This is a genomic window from Oerskovia enterophila (assembly GCF_044748475.1).
Classification (GTDB): domain Bacteria; phylum Actinomycetota; class Actinomycetes; order Actinomycetales; family Cellulomonadaceae; genus Oerskovia; species Oerskovia enterophila.
In genome coordinates this window covers 964,069-982,229 of record NZ_JBIVFZ010000001.1, presented here as the reverse complement: position 1 = coordinate 982,229, position 18,161 = coordinate 964,069, and the positions used below count along the sequence as shown (strand labels likewise).

Genomic DNA, 18,161 nt, shown 5'->3' with positions numbered 1-18,161 from the left:
GGGCCCATGAGGTTCTTCGGCGGCAGACGGGGACACCATTCCGAACGAGGGGACCGTCCCGAGCCGGGCGACCGGTCGGGACAGGGCGACGCGGACGGACAGGGCGGCGACAGCGGCCCGGACGAGGGCGCCCCCGCAGGACCTGACGGCACGGCCGCACCGTCGCTCGACGACGCGGCGCTCCACGCCTCGGTCGAGAGCCTCCTGCTCCGTGAGCTCGGTGGGACCATGATCGCCGACATCGACCACGACCAGATCCCCACGCCCCTGCGCCGCGGGCGCGTGCTCGAGTGGATCGCCGACTCCGGGTACAGCTACTTCATCGACGCCGAGGACGACGTCGGCGGGCTGTGGCACGGGCGGCTCTTCTACTTCCTGCTCTTCGGCACGCATCAGGAGATCCTGCAGGTGCGCGGCCAGTGGAACAGGGACATCACGATCGAGCGGCTCGAGGAGATCCTCGAGTTCTGCAACGAGTGGAACGCCGACCGCATCTGGCCCAAGGCCTACACGCGCGTGCGCGACAACGGCATGGTCCACGTCTTCACCGAGGTCACGGTGGACCTCGAGCACGGCGTCAACGACGACCAGCTCGACCAGCTGCTCCAGTGCGGCCTGTCGACCGGGTCCATGTTCTTCGACGCGCTCGACGAGTTCTATCCGGACCCTGCGAGGTCGGCACCATGAGCCCCACCCCCCGCACCAGCTGGCTCGCGCGCCTGTTCGGCAACCACCGGCCCAAGCCGGTGGACGACGTGCCGATCGACGTCGAGCTCCCCACCCCCCTGTCGACACGACGCATCGGCGACTACCTCTCGCGGCGCGGCTACCACTTCCGCATCGACGACGACGGCGACGTCACCGGGACCTGGGACGGCAACCGGTTCTGGTTCCTGCTGCTCGGCGAGCACCAGGAGATCCTCCAGGTCCGCGGGCGCTGGTCGACGACCCTGCCCGTCACCTCACGCCTCGCCGTTCTCCAGGCCGTCAACGACTGGAACCGCGAACGCATCTGGCCCAAGGTCTACGTCCGCGAGGAGAGCCAGGGGCTGGCGCTGTACGCCGAGGTCTCGGTCGACCTCGAACGAGGAGCGACCGACGACCAGCTCGGTCAGGTCGTCTCGTGCGGGCTCGGGACCGCGGTCCAGCTGTTCAACACGATCGGCGGCCAGCTTCCGCCGGTCTGAGGCGATCTCCGGCGGGGCGCGGGGTCCTGAGGCGTGGACCTTCGCGTGCGGGCCCGTCCGACGACGAGCCCGCACACCTGCTCAGGGACGTCGCAGGGTCGGCAGTCCCAGGCTGACCGGGCCACCGGCGGCAGGCGCCCCGTGCGAGTGCTCGTGGTCGTCGCCGCCCCCCAGCCGCGTCTTCTCGCGCGCGACCCAGGCGTCGCCCGAGCGCGTGCGGCGCACCGAGTACGTGCCGGTCCCACCGATGCCCGTGGCCCCGGCGACGGCCGAGTCGGCGACCAGGTGGTACGGAGCCGACCGGGTGACCTCGACGGTCACCATGTCCCCGGGTCGGGGCAGGCGCGGGTCCAGGTCGTCGGCCAGGCGCGGGTCGTCGGCCAGGGCGTCGCCGTCCGCACGACCGGCCATGAGGGTCACGACGTCGTCGGGCACGGCCAGGTGCACCAGACGGTTGTCCGCCGCACGGCCCGTCAGGCGGTGCGTCGCGCCGTCCTTGCGGCCCGACCCCTCGGTCACGAGCACCTCGACCGTGCGCCCGACCTGGCGTGCGGACTCCTCGGCGCTGACCCGGTCCTGGAGCGCCTGGAGCCGTTCGTAGCGCTCCTGGACGACCTCCTTGGGCAGCTGGTCCGGCAACGTCGCGGCCGGGGTCCCCGGTCGCTGGGAGTACTGGAACGTGAAGGCCGACGAGAACCGGGAGGCCTCGACGACGCGCAGCGTCTCGGCGAAGTCCTCCTCGGTCTCGCCCGGGAAGCCCACGATGAGGTCGGCCGTGATCGACGCGTCGGGCATGGCCTCGCGCACGCGGTCGAGGATCCCCAGGAACTTCTCCGACCGGTAGGAGCGGCGCATGGCCCGCAGGATGCGGTCCGACCCGGCCTGGAGGGGCATGTGCAGCTGCGGCATGACGTTGGGGGTCTCGGCCATGGCCGCGATCACGTCGTCCGTGAAGGCCGCGGGGTGGGGGGACGTGAAGCGCACGCGCTCGAGGCCCTCGATCTCCCCGCACGCACGCAGCAGCTTGGCGAACGCCCCACGGTCGCCGAACTCGACGCCGTAGCTGTTGACGTTCTGGCCCAGCAGGGTCACCTCGATCGCACCCTGGTCGACGAGCGCCTGGACCTCGGCCAGGACCTGCCCCGGGCGCCGGTCGCGCTCCTTGCCGCGCAGGTGCGGCACGATGCAGAACGTGCACGTGTTGTTGCACCCGACGCTGATCGACACCCAGCCGGCGTAGACCGACTCTCGCTTGGTGGGCAGCGTCGAGGGGAAGACCTGGAGGGACTCGGCGATCTCGACCTGCGCGGCCTCGTTGTGCCGGGCACGCTCGAGCAGGACGGGCAGGGCGTCGAGGTTGTGCGTGCCGAACACGACGTCGACCCAGGGGGCCTTCTCGACGATGCCAGACCGGTCCTTCTGCGCGAGGCAGCCCCCGACCGCGATCTGCATGCCGGGCCGCTTGGCCTTGATCGACGCGAGCTGCCCGAGGTTCCCGTACAGGCGCGTGGCCGCGTTCTCACGGACCGCGCACGTGTTGATGACGACGACGTCCGCGCGGTGCGCGGCCTCGTCGGCGGCCTCCGCGCGGGTGTAGCCGGCCTGCTCGAGCATGCCGGCCATGTGCTCGGAGTCGTGCACGTTCATCTGGCAACCCAGGGTGCGGACCATGTAGGTCCGCGGCGCGGCCGCCTCGGGCGCGTCGGAGGGACCCGCTACGGGGCTGTCATCGGGGCGCAGGGCGGTGGAGAACATCACCGTCAAGGGTACGGCGCCGCGAGCACCCGGCCGAAACGCTGGTTCTCCGGCCGCCGGGCATCTGTTGCCCTTCTGTTGCCGAACTGTTGCCGGAAACAGTGGCGTGCGCAACAAATCCCCCCTAGGTTCATGAAATGGACGCGCAACCGAACACCCCGAGCGACGCTGCCGACGCGTCGCCCACCACGCCCCTGTCCGCGCCCGCCGGGGCGTCCCGTGACGACGAGCTCGGCGCACCGCTCGTCGAGCTCCGCGGGGTGAACAAGCACTTCGGCGACCTCCACGTCCTCAAGGACGTGGACCTCACGGTGCGACGCGGAGAGGTGCTCGTCGTGATCGGCCCCTCGGGCTCGGGGAAGTCGACGCTGTGCCGGGCCATCAACCGGCTCGAGACGATCGACACGGGCACCATCGTGATCGACGGCGAGCCTCTCCCCGAGGAGGGCAAGGCGCTCGCCCGTCTCCGGTCGGACGTCGGGATGGTCTTCCAGTCGTTCAACCTCTTCGCCCACAAGACGATCCTCGACAACGTGACGCTCGGCCCGCTCAAGGTCCGTCGCATGAAGTCCGCGGACGCCAAGAAGGAGGCGCTGGCCCTGCTGGACCGCGTCGGGATCGGGAACCAGGCCGACAAGATGCCGGCCCAGCTCTCGGGCGGGCAGCAGCAGCGCGTGGCGATCGCCCGGGCGCTGGCCATGCACCCCAAGGTCATGCTCTTCGACGAGCCCACCTCGGCGCTGGACCCCGAGATGATCAACGAGGTCCTCGACGTCATGGTCGCGCTGGCCAAGGAGGGCATGACCATGATCGTCGTGACCCACGAGATGGGCTTCGCGCGCAAGGCGGCGCACCGCGTCGTCTTCATGGCGGACGGGCAGATCGTCGAGGAGGCACCGCCCGAGGAGTTCTTCACGAACCCCCAGAGCCATCGCGCCCAGGACTTCCTGTCCAAGATCCTGACCCACTGACCGCACCGCAGCGACAGCACCAGCACCGACCCACCGCCCCCGACCAGCACCTCCCCACGCAGCACAGCACGCCCCACGGATCCCGGCCTCGACGAAGAGTCCGGCGACCACCTGCAAGAACCGACAGCTCGACCGGCCACGAACCAGCCGGACGGAGCGGGTGACCACCAGGTCCCCCGTGACGGCTCGGCACGACGAAGGGGAAGACACCATGCGAGCACGTACCCGAACCGGAGGGCTCCTCGCCCTCACCGCGGCCACCGCCCTGATCCTCGGCGCCTGCAGCGGCGGCACCGACGACTCGGGCGGCGAGACCGACGCCGCGACGTCCGACGGCGGCGGCGAGAAGATCACCATCGGCATCAAGTTCGACCAGCCGGGTCTCGGCTTCAAGGAGGGCGACACGTACACGGGGTTCGACACGGACGTCGCCCGCTACGTCGCCGAGAAGCTCGGCTACTCGGAGGACCAGATCGAGTGGAAGGAAGCTCCGTCGGCCCAGCGCGAGACGCTGCTGAGCACCGACCAGGTCGACATGATCTTCGCGACCTACTCGATCACCGACAAGCGCAAGGAGACCGTCGCGTTCGCCGGTCCGTACTTCGTCGCCGGGCAGGACCTGCTCGTCGCCGAGGACAACACCGACATCAAGGGGCCCGAGGACCTCGAGGGCAAGAACCTCTGCTCGGTCACCGGGTCCACCTCCGCGCAGCGCATCAAGGACGAGTACGCGGCCGGGGTCCAGCTCCTCGAGCAGCCCGGCTACGCCGAGTGCGTCACGGCACTGCTCTCGGGTCAGGTCGACGCGGTCACCACCGACGACATCATCCTGGCCGGCCTCGCGGCCCAGCCCGCGAACAAGGGCAAGGTCAAGGTCGTCGGGGCGCCGTTCTCGACCGAGCGCTACGGCGTCGGGATCCCGCAGAGCAGCGACAAGTGCGAGGACATCAACGCCGCGATCACCGAGATGATCGAGGACGGGTCGTGGGAGGAGGCCATCACGACCAACACCGAGGGCACCGGGTACACCCCGAACGCCTCGGAGAACCCGCCGACGCCGGACGCCTGCGCCTGACAGGTCCGCTGCTGCGCCGGGTGAGCGCGTGCCCCCTGGGGCCGCGCCCGCCCGGCGCAGCACCCGTCCGGTCCGGTCTCGTGCGGCGTCCGCGCCGCACCTCGTGAAGGGTGACCCGTCGTGGGTGACTACCTCTCTCAGTTCTTGCGGCTCTTCGAGTCGTACGACGTCCTGGGCGCGTTCTGGGTCAACATCCAGCTCACGTTCTGGGCGGCGATCCTGGCGCTCGTCATCGGCACGGTGCTCGCGCTCATGCGGATCTCCCCGATCCCGAGCCTGCAGTGGGCCGGTGCCACGTACGTCACGCTGTTCCGCAACACGCCGTTGACGATCATCATGGTGTTCCTGACGCTCGGGGTCTGGGGCCAGCTCAAGATCCAGCTCGCCGACGACTTCCCGTCCAACTTCTTCCGCTTCGCGGTGCTGGGCCTCGCGGTCTACCACGCGGCGTTCGTGTGCGAGGCGATCCGCTCCGGGGTCAACACCGTGCCGATCGGACAGGCCGAGGCGGCCCGCGCAATAGGCCTCTCGTTCCTGCCGGCGGCACGGATCGTGATCCTCCCCCAGGCCTTCCGTGGCTCGGTGGCCCCGCTCGGCAACGTGCTCATCGCCCTCATCAAGAATTCGACCGTCGCCGCCGCGGCCGGCGTCGCGACGGAGACCTCCAGCCTCATGAAGACCATGATCGAGTTCGACTCCGACGTCATCATCGCGATCTTCCTGACGTTCGCGATCGGCTACGTGATCCTCGTGATCCCGGTCGGGCTCGCGACGACCGCGCTCTCGCGCCGTCTGGCGGTGAAGCGATGACCGCCCAGCAGCAGACGGTCCTGTTCGACGCCCCCGGGCCCCGGGGCCGGCGCACCATCCTGATCGGCAACGTCGTGGGGGCGATCGTGGTCGCGGGCATCGCGGCCTACGCACTGGTGCTGCTGGGCCGCGAGGGCCAGCTCACCGCGGAGAAGTGGCAGCCGATCTTCACGGCCGACGCCTGGGAGAACTTCTACCTCCCGGGCCTGCTCGACACCCTGCGCGCGGCAGGCGTCGCGATCGTCGGGGCGATCGTGTTCGGTCTGCTCTTCGGCATCGGGCGCCTGTCGGCGGTCAAGGCCGTGCGCTGGCTCTCGGGCCTGGTCGTCGAGTTCTTCCGGGCCGTCCCGGTCCTGCTCATGATGATCTTCTTCTGGCTCTTCCTGGCCCAGCTCAAGGTGCCCGACGCACCGTTCATGGCGGTCGTGATCGCCCTGATCCTCTACAACGGGTCCGTGGTCGCCGAGCTGGTCCGCTCGGGGGTCTACGGGCTGCCCAAGGGGCAGGGCGAGGCGGCTCTGGCGGTCGGGCTCACCCGGGGCCAGTCGCTCCGGTCGGTCGAGGTGCCGCAGGCGCTCATCGCGATGCTCCCGGCGCTGGTTTCCCAGCTCGTCGTGGTCCTCAAGGACACCGCGCTCGGCTACATCATCACGTACACCGAGCTCCTCCAGGAGTCGCGTCGTCTCGGATCCGCATACGGCAACATCCTGCAGTCGCTGCTGATCGCGGCGATCCTGTTCATCACGATCAACTACGTGCTCTCGAAGGTCGCCGAGATCCTGGCGCGGCGCCTGCGAGGTCGGACCGCCGGCCCGGTCCGGGCGGCGACGCCCGGTCTCGCGGTCGGGGCGCGCGGGGCGGCTCCGGTCGGTACTGCGCCGGCCGCACCTCCTGCACCGAAGTGACCGGCACGTAGGTGATCGGCTCGCTGCGGCCGTCCCGGGTCCCACGACCCTGGACGGCCGCTGCGTGTCCGTCGACCTCGACGTCCCGCGCGAGCGGAGTGGTCCGCGGCCCGACGGCGGAGCTCGCCGTCAGAGGTCGTCGAACCCGCCGTGGGGCTCGTCGTCCGCCTCCTCGCCCTCACGGGCGAGCTCTTCGCGGACCAGGGTGAGCGCGAGCCCCGGGCTGTAGCCCTTGCGGGCGAGCATCCCGACGACGCGTCGGGTGCGGACCTCACGGTCGAGGCCGGTGGTCCTGGCCAGGCGCCGCTGGACGAGCTCACGAGCCGCGTCGTGCTCGTCGTCGTCGTCGACCTGGTCGAGGGCGCCCGTCGCGGTCTCGTCGTCGATGCCCTTGCGCCGCAGCTCCTGTGCGATGGCCCGACGGGACAGGCCTCGCTCGCCGTGGCGGGTGCGGACGATCATCCCGGCGTACTCGGCGTCGTCGACCAGCCCGACCTCCTCGAAACGGTCGAGGATCGGTTCGAGGACCTCGGACGGGTATCCCTTGCGGGTCATGGCGTCCATGAGCTGACGGCGGCTCTTGGGGGCCGCCGTGAGCGTCCGGAGGATCGCTTCGCGGGCGTGCTCGGTGAGCTCGGCCCCGGCCAGGGCTCCCGACTCCACGCGGTCGGCGATCGTGGGACGCGGCTTGCGTTCCTTGCGTTCCCCCGAGTGGTCGCGGCGCCGGGTCGCGCTCGATCCTCGGCTCGCAGACCGCTCACCGAACCCGCTGCTGCCGAAGCTGCTGCTCTTGCCGCTGGACCTACCACCGCCGAGCCCGGACGAGCCGAACCCGGACACCCCCCGCGTCGGCTTCCCTCGGCTCGGAGCGCTGCCGCTGCGGGCCACGGACCCCCTCCGGTCCGGGGTGCCGCCCGCTGCCCCGGAGACGTCGCCCGCCGTGCCGGAGGCGCCGATGGGCGCGTCCCCCTCCTCACCGGGAAGGGGACGCGCCCACTCGGGCATCTGGTCCAGCGGGTCGTCGACGATCAGAGGACGGCCTTCTTGCCCTTACCGGCCGGGGCCGCCGCAGGGGTGACCGGAGCGACCGCGGGTACCTCGTCCGCGGGGGCGTCGACCTTGGCCCCGACGCCGAGCTTCTCCTTGATGCGCTTCTCGAGCTCGTTGGCGAGGTCCGGGTTGTCGCGCAGGAAGCTGCGTGCGTTCTCCTTGCCCTGTCCGAGCTGGTCGCCGCCGTAGGTGAACCAGGACCCGGACTTGCGCACGAAGCCGTGCTCGACGCCCATGTCGATCAGGCCGCCCTCGCGCGAGATGCCGACGCCGTACAGGATGTCGAACTCGGCCTGCTTGAAGGGCGGGGCCATCTTGTTCTTGACGACCTTGACGCGCGTGCGGTTGCCGACCGCGTCCGTGCCCTCCTTGAGGGTCTCGATGCGGCGGATGTCCAGGCGGATCGAGGCGTAGAACTTCAGGGCCTTGCCACCGGTCGTGGTCTCGGGGGTCCCGAAGAAGACGCCGATCTTCTCGCGGAGCTGGTTGATGAAGATCGCGGTGGTGCCTGACTGGCTCAGGGCACCCGTGAGCTTGCGCAGCGCCTGGGACATGAGGCGGGCCTGGAGGCCGACGTGGCTGTCACCCATCTCGCCCTCGATCTCGGCCTTGGGCACGAGCGCCGCGACCGAGTCGATGACGATGATGTCGATGGCGCCCGAGCGGATCAGCATGTCCGTGATCTCGAGGGCCTGCTCGCCCGTGTCCGGCTGCGAGACGAGCAGCGCGTCGGTGTCGACGCCCAGCTTCTTCGCGTACTCGGGGTCCAGCGCGTGCTCGGCGTCGATGAACGCCGCGATGCCGCCCGCGCGCTGGGCGCTGGCCACGGCGTGGAGCGCGACGGTCGTCTTGCCGCTGGACTCGGGGCCGTAGATCTCCACGACACGGCCGCGCGGGAGGCCGCCGATGCCGAGCGCGATGTCCAGGGCGATCGACCCGGTGGGGATGACCTCGACCGGCGCGCGACCCTCGTCGCCGAGGCGCATCACCGATCCCTTGCCGAAGTTGCGGTCGATCTGTGCGAGGGCGGCTTCGAGCGCCTTCTCGCGGTCTGCGGGTGCGGGCATGTCGGTCACCTTTGCGTGCGGGGCACGGAACCGTGCCGAAGTATGTTCGAGGCCGAAGACCTCAGGAAGCCTGTGTCGTGTCCCGACGGTACGTGCCGCCACTGACACTCGTCGCCCCCCGTGCCCTGCCTGTGGATGACGGGCTGTCGGCGAGTGCTGTGCACAACTCTACCCGAACACCTGTTCGAGAGGCCGTCCTGCGCGGCGTGTCGTCGAGCACGCCCCGCGCGCCCGCCACGCGCCCGTCGCGGGCCCCACCCACGCCCTCAGCCCTCCCACGACTCCCCCGGCCGCAGCACGACCGCCCGGGTCTCGGGGGCCCAGCGGTGCACCGCGGCCGCGAACGCGTCCCCCGCGTGGTCCATCCAGCCGCGCGGCAGGTTCTGCCCGCCCGGCGCGTGCAGCGTCCCCCAGTGGACCGGGATCGCGAGCCGCACCCCGACCGCCGCGCACACGCGCGCCGCCTCGGCCGGTCCCAGGTGCCCGCCCGACAACCGCGGCCCCCAGCCCGCCACGGGCACCAGGGCGACGTCGACCGGCCCGCCCGCGAGCGCCGGCAGGTGCACCATGCCGGGGTAGGCCTCGGTGTCGCCGAGCGCCCAGAGGGTCCAGCCGCCCGACTGCACGAGGTGCCCCACCGCGGCGTTGGGTCGGTGCGGCATGGGCCGGTGCCCGTGCACCGCCGGGGTGAGGTGGACGCGGACGTGCGCTCCGACGTCGTGCCAGGAGCCGTGCTCCCCAGCCGTCCCGGGGACCCGGGGACGCCCCGGCACAGCACCCGCGAGCGGGTGCTCGTCGTGCTCGGGGCCGGTACCGAGCCCCACCCCGCGGAGCCCCTTGGAACGCAGCCAGCGCGCGTTGGCGGGGGCGGTCAGGACCGGCACGTCCCCCAGCAGCCGCAGGGACCCCAGCTCGGCGTGGTCGTGGTGCAGGTGCGAGAGCAGGACCGCGTCGGCGTCCCGCCAGACCTCGGCGGGCCGCACTCCGCGTCGCCGCAGCAGCCCGGCGTGCCGCTTCAGCAGGGGGTCGGTGACGATCCGCACGCGGCCGTCGGGCGTCGCGACGTCGAGCACCGCGCTCGAGTGGCCGAGCCACGTGACCCTCAGCCCGGGGGCCACCTGCTCCTCGGTCATGTCCGGACCCCCAGCTCCTCGAGCCAGCGCACGAGCTCGCGGTGCACCGCCTCGGCTCCCACCAGCATGCGCGTCCCGCCCACGTCCTCGCGCGCTCCGTCAAACACCCGCAGGCTCGCGGGGTGCAGCAGGATCGCCTCGTTCTGGGCACCGCCCAGCCCGCCGTGCGAGCCCACGAGCCCCTCGAACGCGTGGACCAGACCCGCGTCGTCGACGCTCGAGACCAGGAGCAGGTCGCTCGCGTGCTCGAGCGAGGCCGCCCGCAGGAGGTCGGGCGCCGCGCGCGGCCCGTACGCCGCGAGCGGGTCCTCGCCATGGACCTGACCCGAGACCAGGTGTCGGCTGCCCGCCGGGCCGTACGCGACGACGTCGGGCACCTCGCCCTCCGGGGGCCTGCTCTCCTGCACGACCACGGCCCCCACGGCCTGGTTCGCGACCAGGCCTGGCACGAGCGCGGGCCAGCGCGCCCGGATCTCGTCGCCCACGAGCCGCTCCGGGGAGCGCGGGAACCACACGAGGCCGAGGTTCCCCGACCCGACGACGGCGACCTCGGGCAGCTCGCCCGCGTCCGCCGGCGCGGCGTCCCGGTCCGGACCGACCAGCACGCGCCCGCCCCGCTCGCTCCGCTCGTCGTGCTCTCCCGCCCCGCCCCGCCCTCCCCGGTCGCGGCCGAGCGCGTTGAGCGCGGTGTTGACCGCGCCCCACGCCTCGGAGTCGGCCCCCGCGGCGGACCGCACCCCGGAGGCCCGACGGCGCCGCTCGCCCGGTGCGGTCCGGACCGCCATGAGGCGACGCACCTCGTCCAGGAACGAGCGGCCCACGACCTGCTCGAACGTCGCGCCGAGCGACTGCCCGTGGTCGGACAGCACCACGACCTCGTAGCGGCGGGGCGCGAGCTCGGCGACCTGCTCGAGCAGCCCGACCACCCGGTCCAGCCCCTCGAGCGCCCGCATCGCCTCGGGCCGCAGCGGGCCCGCGTGGTGCGCGATCTCGTCGTAGTCGACGAGGTCCACGAACACCACGGGTGCCCCGCGCACGAGCTGCTCGGCGACGAGCGAGGTGTTGAGGTCGCGCAGCACCACGTTGGAGACCGCACGCAGCACGGGGTAGGCCCCCAGGCGCGAGACGCGGGGCTCCACGTCCCGTACCGCCTGCTGCCACCCCTGGTAGAGCTCCTTGAAGAACTCGCCCACGGTGCCCACGAGCGCCCGGACCAGCACGAACGGGCTCGAGAAGAAGTGGACGAACACCTGCCCCGGCCCCAGGCCCGCGCGGGCTCGGCTCATGACGAGCAGGTTCGTCCCGGCATCCCCCGAGAACATCGTCGAGACCGCGACCCCGCCGCCCGCGAGCAGCCCGCGGCCGTCGCTCATGAGGGCCTCGACCCGTGCCGCGTCGGCCGGGTGGTTGGTCACCACGAGCCGACACTGCTCGCGGTCCCACCAGCGGAACGCGGGCACGTGCTCGCTCGTGCCGTGCAGGAGCCCGGCCTGGCTCGCGGGCGTGGTCGACGGGACGCGCGCCCACCACGTCTCGAGGTCGTGCGTCCCGGCGCTGATCCAGCGTGCGAGGTTCGGCGCCAGTCCGGCCTGGACGGCGTGGTCGAACGTCGAGCGCGCGACGCCGTCGAGCTGGACGACCAGGAGGCCCGCGGGACGGGAGCCGGGGACGGGGGCCGGCGGGCTGTCCGACAGGTCGGCAGCGCCCGGCGGCCCGGTCGGGCCGCCGGCCTTGCTCCCTCCCCCGCCCGACGACGCCCGCGCGGCCCGGCGGGCGGCCGTGCGCTGCGCCCGGCGGGCACGCCGCAGCAGGTTGTCGATCACGTAGTCGTTGTCGCTCGCGCCGATCGCCCAGCGGCCGATCGCCATGAAGAACGCCGCCAGGACGAGCACAGCCACGACGCTGCCCCAGTCGTCGGTCTCGAACCCCGGCAGGTACGTGAGCGCGAGCCATGCCACGAGCACCTGGCCCGCGAGCCCCGAGACCAGCGCCCCGACGACGCCCGCGCGCCCGGCGACGACACGCCACAGGGGCCGCAGGACCGCGTCACCGACCCCGACGACGAGCGCCGCGAGGAAGACCGACCACCACGACGTGATCCGCACGCCCGGGACGATCCAGATCGCGAGCCCCAGCCCGGCGGTCGTCGACACGAGGGACCAGAGGGCTCCCGTCAGGTCGTGCAGCGAGAACGGGAGCCGATGCCTCATGCGGCCATGATGCCGCGCACGACGGGCGGGCGCGCGGGCGGCGCCTGGGTCGAGACCGGGCATGGCCGTGGTCCCGGCGGCATGTCGCGACAAGGGGCGACGCGCCACGACGTCGACGCGGTACGTTGGGCGGCCAGGGCCCGCAGGCCAGAGCATGCCGCCCAGCCCCGCCCGACGACGCGACGCCCACCAGGAGCCCAGACATGACCCACGAGGCGCCGAAGCCGCTGTCACCCGTCGACCCCGATGTCGTCCGCGGTGACGGCGGGGCCACCGTGGGCTACTGGTCCTCGCTCGTCGTACCGGCGCTCTGGGGTGCGGCGACCCTCGCGGTCCTCCTGCTGCTCGACGTCCCGATACCGGGCTTCTGGGTGATCGCGCTCGGGACCTTCGGCGTCATCGCGACGATCCACCTCGTCGCGACCGTCCGGAATCGTCGGGCTCGCTGACACGCGCCCTGACCTGTCGTCCCGGACGAGCGCGCGCGGGCGGCGCCTGGCGGTTCGCGGCTGCACACCCGCCCACCCGGCGACGAGCGCCTACCGCGCGGGCGGCGCCTGGCGGTTCGCGGCTGCACACCCGCCCGCCCGGCGACGAGCGCCTACCGCGCGGGCGGCGCCTGGCGGTTCGCGTCCTTGCCCCACCGCTGCGCGTCCGGCACCTCCAACGCGTCGCACAACGCGTGCCACACGTAGCGCGGCTCGACGCCGTCCTCGAGGGCCTGGACCGCGGTGCGGTCGTCCAGGGCGTTGAGCACCTGGTCCCGGGTCAGGGCGCGACCGTAGGCCGATCCGAAGACCTCGTCCACCAGCTGCCAGAACTCTCGATACCGCACGGGGACAGCCTGCCACGTCTCAGGGGGCACGTCCGACGCGGCTCCACCGGCAGGGAGCGGTTGTCGGTGGCAGCGCCCACAATGGCGAGGTGACGTCCCCCGACCCGCTCGCCGGCTTCAGCGCTCCGACCCGCGCATGGTTCGAGGGTGCGTTCGAGCGCCCCACGGCAGCGCAGGCGGGCGCCTGGGAGGCGATCGGCAGCGACCGGCACGCGCTGGTCGTGGCACCGACCGGCTCGGGCAAGACCCTCGCGGCCTTCCTGTGGTCGCTCGACCGGCTGCTCACGCGTCCCGACGAGCAGCCACCGGGTGGCCTCGCGTCAGGGCCGGACGACGACCGTGCGCAGCGCTGCAAGGTCCTCTACGTCTCGCCCCTCAAGGCGCTGGCCGCGGACGTCGAGCGCAACCTGCGCTCGCCGCTCGCGGGCATCCGGCAGGCCGCCGTGCGGCTCGGGACCACGGTCCCGGACGTCGTGGTCGGCACCCGCACGGGCGACACGCCCGCGAGCGAGCGGCGGCGCTTCGGCGTCGCTCCCCCGGACATCCTCATCACGACCCCCGAGTCGCTGTTCCTCGTCCTGACCTCGCAGGCGCGTGCGGGGCTGGCCGGCGTGCAGACCGTCATCATCGACGAGATCCACGCCGTGGCCGGGACCAAGCGTGGGGCGCACCTCGCGGTCTCGCTCGAGCGGCTCGACGCCCTGCTCCCGGTGCCCGCGCAGCGGGTGGGCCTCTCGGCCACGGTCCGACCGGTCGAGGCGGTCGCGACCTTCCTCGCGGGGCACCGCCGGCCGGACGACCAGGGACGCGAGGTCGTCGTCGTGCAGCCTCCCTCGGAGAAGAAGATCGAGGTCGACATCGTCGTCCCGGTCCCCGACCTCTCCGACCTGCGCAGCGCGCCAGGCCCCAGCAGGGCCACCGGGGCCGAGGACCTTGCGCCCCTACCCGACGGCGAACCCGACCTCTCGGGCCCGGCCACGGCTCGCCCGCCGCGTCCGTCGGTGTGGCCGCACGTCGAGGAGCGCGTCGTGGACCTCGTGGCCGAGCACCGCTCGACGCTCGTCTTCACCAACTCCCGGCGCGGGGCCGAGCGGCTCACGGCCCGCATGAACGAGGTCTGGGCCGAGCGGCAGGGCGAGGACGTGCCGGACGTCGGGACGCTCCAGCCCGCGCAGGTCCTGGCCCAGTCGGGCGCGAGCGCGGGCACCGAGCCCGTGATCGCCCGGGCCCACCACGGCTCCATGAGCCGGGCCGAGCGCACCCGCACCGAGACCGAGCTCAAGGACGGGCGCCTGCCCGCGGTCGTCGCGACGTCCTCGCTCGAGCTGGGCATCGACATGGGCGCGGTGGACCTCGTGGTCCAGGTCGGGGCGCCGCCCTCGGTCGCGAGCGGGCTCCAGCGCATCGGGCGCGCGGGCCACCAGGTGGGTGCGGTGTCCCACGGTGTGGTGTTCCCGACCTTCCGGGGCGACCTGGTGCCCTCGGCGGTGATCGCGGACCGCATGCGCACCGGGCAGATCGAGCACCTGCACGTGCTCTCGAACCCGCTCGACGTCCTCGCGCAGCAGGTCGTGGCCATGGTCGCGCTCGACGACTGGACCGTCGCGGACCTCGCGGCCCTCGTGCGGCGCAGCGCGCCGTACGGCGCCCTGGGCGACGCGACGCTGCACGCCGTGCTGGACATGCTCGCGGGCCGCTACCCCAGCGAGGACTTCGGCGAGCTGCGCGCGCGGATCGTGTGGGACCGGACGTCGGGCCTGCTCAGCGGGCGCCCCGGCGCGCTGCGGCTCGCCGTCACGAGCGGCGGGACCATCCCTGACCGGGGTCTGTACGGCGTGTTCCTCGCGACGGACCCCTCCACGACCGCGGGCCCCGAGGACACCGCCGGGGTGCTCGGCGACGCGCCCGGCGGCGCCGCGACCGGAGCGCGGGCGCGGGGTGGTCGGCGGGTGGGCGAGCTCGACGAGGAGATGGTCTACGAGTCGCGCGTGGGCGACACGTTCACGCTCGGGTCGAGCACGTGGCGCATCGAGGACATCACCCCGGACCGCGTGCTGGTGACTCCCGCGCCGGGCGCGCCCGGGCGCCTGCCGTTCTGGAAGGGCGACTCGCCCGGTCGGCCCGCCGAGCTCGGCCGGGCCGTGGGTTCCTGGGTGCGCGAGCTCGAGTCGCTGGCCGCGACCGGCGGGCCGCTCTCCGAACGCCTGCGCGACGCCGGGCTCGACGCCTGGGCGACCGACAACCTCGTCGCCTACCTCGCGGACCAGCGGGAGGCCACGGGCCGCGTGCCGGACGACCGGACCGTCGTCGTCGAACGCTTCCGCGACGAGCTGGGCGACTGGCGCGTCGTCATCCACTCGCCCTACGGGGCCAAGGTCCACGCGCCGTGGGCGCTCGTCCTGGGCGCTCGGCTGCGCGACCGCTACGGCCTGGACGCCGCGGCCATGCACTCGGACGACGGGATCGTGCTGCGGCTGCCGGACCTGGGCGACGGCGGCTGGGGCGACGAGCCCGGCGGCACGGCCGGACCGGGGGGCGCGGGCTCGCCCGTCGTGACGGCCGAGGACCTGCTCCTCGCCCCCGAGGAGGTCCTCGACGAGGTCCGTGCCGAGCTCGGCGGCTCCATCATGTTCGCCGCGCGCTTCCGCGAGGCGGCGGCCCGGGCCCTGCTGCTCCCCCGGCGCCGCCCTGACAAGCGCCAGCCCCTGTGGCAGCAGCGGCAGCGCTCGGCCCAGCTGCTCTCGGTCGCGAGCGAGTACCCCGAGTTCCCGATCGTCCTGGAGGCCGCGCGCGAGTGCCTCCAGGACGACTTCGACGTCGCCGCGCTGACCGAGCTCATGCGGGACCTGGCCGCGGGCAGGGTCCGGCTGGTCGACGTCACGACCCCGACCCCGTCCCCCTTCGCCCAGTCGCTCCTGTTCGGGTACACGGCCCAGTTCCTGTACGACGGCGACGCTCCCCTCGCCGAGCGCCGCGCGGCCGCGCTCTCGCTCGACCCCACGCTCCTGGCCGAGCTGCTCGGCACCGAGGGCGGGGCCTCGCAGCTCGCGGACCTGCTGGACCCGGAGTCGGTCGAGCGGACCGAGGCCGAGCTCGGCGCCCTGGTGCCGAGCCGCCAGGCGCGGCACGCGGAGGACGTGTGGGACCTGCTGCGCAGGCTCGGCCCGCTCCCGGCCGCGGAGGTCGCGCGCCGCACGCGCGAGGAGGTGCGCGAGGAGGTGCCCGCCTGGCTCACGGGCCTCGAAGGGGCGCGCCGGGTGATCCAGGTGCGTGTGGCCGGCGTGCCCGACGCCGTCGCGCAGCAGTGGGCCGTGGTCGAGGACGCCGGGCGGCTGCGGGACGCGCTGGGGGTCGCCCTGCCCACCGGCATCCCCGAGGTCTTCACCGAGCCGGTCCCCGACCCGCTGGGCGACCTCGTGCGGCGCCACGCCCGCACGCACGGACCGTTCGGGGCGCACGAGGTCGCGTCGCGCTTCGGGATCGGCGTCGCGGTCGCCACGGGGGTCCTGCGGCGGCTCGAGGCCGCCCGGGTGCTCGTGTGCGGCCGCCTGCGCCCCGAGTCCCTCGGCGGGACAGGTGAGGAGTGGTGCGACGCCGAGGTCCTGCGCACCCTGCGCCGTCGGTCGCTCGCCGCGCTGCGGGCCGAGGTCGAGCCCGTCGCCCCCGAGGCCCTGGGCGTGTTCCTCCCGCGCTGGCACGGGATCGGCACGCTGCGGGGCACCGACGGGCTGCTGCGGGTCGTCGAGCAGCTCTCGGGGGCCGCGGTCCCCGCCTCGGCGCTCGAGACCCTCGTGCTGCCCGCACGCGTGATCGACTACTCGCCCGCTCTGCTCGACGAGCTGACCACCACGGGCGAGGTCCTGTGGTGCGGGCACTCGTCGCTGCCCGGCGGCAAGGACGGGCTCGTGAGCCTGCACCTCGCCGACGCCGCACCGCTCACCCTTCCCGAGGTGACGCCCCTCGAGGAGGACGGCCCGCTCGACAGCGACCTGCACCGGGCGGTCGTCGACCTGCTCACCGGCTCGGGGGGATTCTTCCTGCCCCGTATCGCCGAGCTCGCGGGCGCGTCCCAGGCGGCGACGCTGGAGGTGCTGTGGGACCTCGTGTGGGCGGGCTGGGTCACCAACGACGGGCTCGGGGCCCTGCGCAGCCGCCTCGGCCCGGGAGGCGGCGCGCACCGCGCACCGCGCGCCCCCGTCCGCGCCCGCCCCCTGTCGCGCGGCCGGTTCGCCTCGCTCGGGGCCGGCTCACCGGGCGCAGCGCGCGGTGAGTCCGACCTGCGCGGTGGCTCGGGCCGGTGGTCGGCGCTCCCCGCGCGCGAGCCCGACCCCACGCGGCGCACGCACGCCCTGACCCGGGTCCTGCTCGACCGTCACGGTGTGCTGACCCGCGGCGCGGCGCCCTCCGAGGGCGTGACGAACTACTTCCGAGGCGTCTACCGCGTCCTGTCGGAGCTCGAGACCACGGGCACCGTCCGGCGCGGCTACTTCGTCGAGCACCTGGGCGGCTCGCAGTTCGCGCTGCCGGGGGCCGTCGACCAGCTCCGCACCGACGCCCAGGACCGCGAGCACGCCGCGGAGTCGGCGGGCCGTCGCGAGCTCTCGGCGCTGCTGCTCGCCGCGACCGACCCGGCCAACCCCTACGGTGCGGCCCTGCCGTGGCCCGAGCCCCGGGTCCCTCACGAGCCGGGTGGCGGGGCGCCCGTCGGCCTCGGGGCGCGGGGCGGGGCCGCGGTGGGCGGCCTGTCGGAGGCACGCACGTCGGCGACCGCGACCGTGGGGGCCGCGACCGCCCTCGCCGTCGCACCGGGCACCGAACCCACCCGTGCCGTAGCGCGCGCGACCCACCGGCCGGGACGCAAGGTGGGCTCCGTCGTCGTGCTCGCGGGCGGCGACCTGGTCCTGTACGTCGAGCGTGGCGGTCGCTCCTTGATCTCGTTCGGCGACGACTCCGAGACCTCGGCGCGCCGCCTCGCGCTGGCGTGCGCCGAGCTCGCGCGCGCGTCGCGTGCCGGGCTGCTCGGCAAGATGGTCATCGGGCGGATCGACGGGATCGACGCCCTCGCCGGAGCGGGCAGCACCGCGTCGCGCGCGTTCGGCGTGACTGCTGCGCTCATGGAGGCGGGCTTCCGTCCCACCCCGCGGGGGCTGCGCGCATGACCGG

The 18,161-nt window shown here is 73.5% G+C and carries 14 protein-coding genes; 8 read left to right on the top strand and 6 right to left on the bottom strand.

The window, feature by feature from the left end:
- The first annotated feature begins 6 nt into the window (after nucleotides 1–6).
- Together ACIPWA_RS04315 and ACIPWA_RS04310 are read left to right on the top strand one after the other, a co-directional pair.
- Nucleotides 7–687, top strand: coding sequence for a type III secretion system chaperone family protein (locus ACIPWA_RS04315; RefSeq protein WP_400288303.1), 681 nt, complete (start codon nucleotides 7–9; stop codon nucleotides 685–687).
- Complete coding sequence (locus ACIPWA_RS04310; RefSeq protein WP_082608722.1) at nucleotides 684–1,187, top strand: type III secretion system chaperone family protein; 504 nt, start codon at nucleotides 684–686, stop codon at nucleotides 1,185–1,187. Before ACIPWA_RS04315 ends, ACIPWA_RS04310 begins: the two co-directional genes overlap by 4 nt.
- A gap of 81 nt (nucleotides 1,188–1,268) precedes the next feature.
- Here ACIPWA_RS04310 and miaB read toward each other — a convergent pair whose 3' ends face one another.
- Nucleotides 1,269–2,942 carry a tRNA (N6-isopentenyl adenosine(37)-C2)-methylthiotransferase MiaB gene (gene miaB, locus ACIPWA_RS04305; RefSeq protein ID WP_400288301.1) on the bottom strand — a complete coding sequence of 558 codons (1,674 nt, stop codon included), beginning with the start codon at nucleotides 2,940–2,942 and terminating at the stop codon, nucleotides 1,269–1,271.
- Nucleotides 2,943–3,079: 137 nt separating this feature from the next.
- On the opposite strand from miaB, the gene ACIPWA_RS04300 reads away from it, so the two are divergent.
- From ACIPWA_RS04300 to ACIPWA_RS04285, 4 genes are all read left to right on the top strand, one after another.
- The gene (locus tag ACIPWA_RS04300) at nucleotides 3,080–3,913 is read left to right on the top strand and encodes an amino acid ABC transporter ATP-binding protein (protein WP_082618227.1); all 834 of its coding nucleotides are present in this window, start codon (nucleotides 3,080–3,082) and stop codon (nucleotides 3,911–3,913) included.
- A gap of 211 nt (nucleotides 3,914–4,124) precedes the next feature.
- Nucleotides 4,125–4,988 carry a glutamate ABC transporter substrate-binding protein gene (locus tag ACIPWA_RS04295; RefSeq protein ID WP_056648785.1) on the top strand — a complete coding sequence of 288 codons (864 nt, stop codon included), beginning with the start codon at nucleotides 4,125–4,127 and terminating at the stop codon, nucleotides 4,986–4,988.
- Between the two features lie 120 nt (nucleotides 4,989–5,108).
- Nucleotides 5,109–5,798, top strand: a complete 690-nt coding sequence (locus ACIPWA_RS04290) for an amino acid ABC transporter permease (protein ID WP_030150550.1) — start codon at nucleotides 5,109–5,111, stop codon at nucleotides 5,796–5,798.
- Nucleotides 5,795–6,703: an amino acid ABC transporter permease gene (locus tag ACIPWA_RS04285; RefSeq protein ID WP_056648784.1), complete on the top strand. Its 909-nt coding sequence runs from the start codon at nucleotides 5,795–5,797 to the stop codon at nucleotides 6,701–6,703. The genes ACIPWA_RS04290 and ACIPWA_RS04285 overlap by 4 nt, the downstream gene beginning before the upstream one ends.
- A 129-nt stretch (nucleotides 6,704–6,832) precedes the next feature.
- Here ACIPWA_RS04285 and ACIPWA_RS04280 read toward each other — a convergent pair whose 3' ends face one another.
- From ACIPWA_RS04280 to ACIPWA_RS04265, 4 genes are all read right to left on the bottom strand, one after another.
- The gene (locus tag ACIPWA_RS04280; RefSeq protein WP_400288299.1) at nucleotides 6,833–7,543 is read right to left on the bottom strand and encodes a regulatory protein RecX; all 711 of its coding nucleotides are present in this window, start codon (nucleotides 7,541–7,543) and stop codon (nucleotides 6,833–6,835) included.
- 188 nt (nucleotides 7,544–7,731) lie between these two features.
- Nucleotides 7,732–8,820 carry a recombinase RecA gene (recA, locus tag ACIPWA_RS04275; protein WP_056648782.1) on the bottom strand — a complete coding sequence of 363 codons (1,089 nt, stop codon included), beginning with the start codon at nucleotides 8,818–8,820 and terminating at the stop codon, nucleotides 7,732–7,734.
- A gap of 266 nt (nucleotides 8,821–9,086) precedes the next feature.
- Nucleotides 9,087–9,953, bottom strand: coding sequence for an MBL fold metallo-hydrolase (locus ACIPWA_RS04270; RefSeq protein ID WP_400288296.1), 867 nt, complete (start codon nucleotides 9,951–9,953; stop codon nucleotides 9,087–9,089).
- On the bottom strand, nucleotides 9,950–12,163 hold the full coding sequence (locus ACIPWA_RS04265) for a phage holin family protein (protein WP_400288295.1): 2,214 nt from the start codon (nucleotides 12,161–12,163) through the stop codon (nucleotides 9,950–9,952). Before ACIPWA_RS04265 ends, ACIPWA_RS04270 begins: the two co-directional genes overlap by 4 nt.
- Nucleotides 12,164–12,366: 203 nt before the next feature.
- On the opposite strand from ACIPWA_RS04265, the gene ACIPWA_RS04260 reads away from it, so the two are divergent.
- On the top strand, nucleotides 12,367–12,612 hold the full coding sequence (locus ACIPWA_RS04260; protein ID WP_400288293.1) for a hypothetical protein: 246 nt from the start codon (nucleotides 12,367–12,369) through the stop codon (nucleotides 12,610–12,612).
- A gap of 152 nt (nucleotides 12,613–12,764) precedes the next feature.
- On the opposite strand, the gene ACIPWA_RS04255 is transcribed toward ACIPWA_RS04260, so the two are convergent.
- A complete protein-coding gene (locus ACIPWA_RS04255) occupies nucleotides 12,765–12,998 on the bottom strand; it encodes a DUF3046 domain-containing protein (RefSeq protein ID WP_056649031.1) in 234 nt (77 codons plus the stop codon).
- A gap of 89 nt (nucleotides 12,999–13,087) precedes the next feature.
- Here ACIPWA_RS04255 and ACIPWA_RS04250 point away from each other — a divergent pair, with 89 nt between their 5' ends.
- The gene (locus ACIPWA_RS04250; RefSeq protein ID WP_400288291.1) at nucleotides 13,088–18,157 is read left to right on the top strand and encodes an Lhr family helicase; all 5,070 of its coding nucleotides are present in this window, start codon (nucleotides 13,088–13,090) and stop codon (nucleotides 18,155–18,157) included.
- The last annotated feature ends 4 nt before the right edge of the window (nucleotides 18,158–18,161 follow it).

Bases quoted from the DNA above. Each gene is read 5' to 3' on its own strand.
- ACIPWA_RS04315 (WP_400288303.1), top strand. From the start codon at position 7: ATGAGGTTCTTCGGCGGCAGACGGGGACACCATTCCGAACGAGGGGAC.
- ACIPWA_RS04310 (WP_082608722.1), top strand. From the start codon at position 684: ATGAGCCCCACCCCCCGCACCAGCTGGCTCGCGCGCCTGTTCGGCAAC.
- miaB (WP_400288301.1), bottom strand. From the start codon at position 2,942: ATGTTCTCCACCGCCCTGCGCCCCGATGACAGCCCCGTAGCGGGTCCC.
- ACIPWA_RS04300 (WP_082618227.1), top strand. From the start codon at position 3,080: ATGGACGCGCAACCGAACACCCCGAGCGACGCTGCCGACGCGTCGCCC.
- ACIPWA_RS04295 (WP_056648785.1), top strand. From the start codon at position 4,125: ATGCGAGCACGTACCCGAACCGGAGGGCTCCTCGCCCTCACCGCGGCC.
- ACIPWA_RS04285 (WP_056648784.1), top strand. From the start codon at position 5,795: ATGACCGCCCAGCAGCAGACGGTCCTGTTCGACGCCCCCGGGCCCCGG.
- recA (WP_056648782.1), bottom strand. From the start codon at position 8,820: ATGCCCGCACCCGCAGACCGCGAGAAGGCGCTCGAAGCCGCCCTCGCA.
- ACIPWA_RS04270 (WP_400288296.1), bottom strand. From the start codon at position 9,953: ATGACCGAGGAGCAGGTGGCCCCCGGGCTGAGGGTCACGTGGCTCGGC.
- ACIPWA_RS04265 (WP_400288295.1), bottom strand. From the start codon at position 12,163: ATGAGGCATCGGCTCCCGTTCTCGCTGCACGACCTGACGGGAGCCCTC.
- ACIPWA_RS04260 (WP_400288293.1), top strand. From the start codon at position 12,367: ATGACCCACGAGGCGCCGAAGCCGCTGTCACCCGTCGACCCCGATGTC.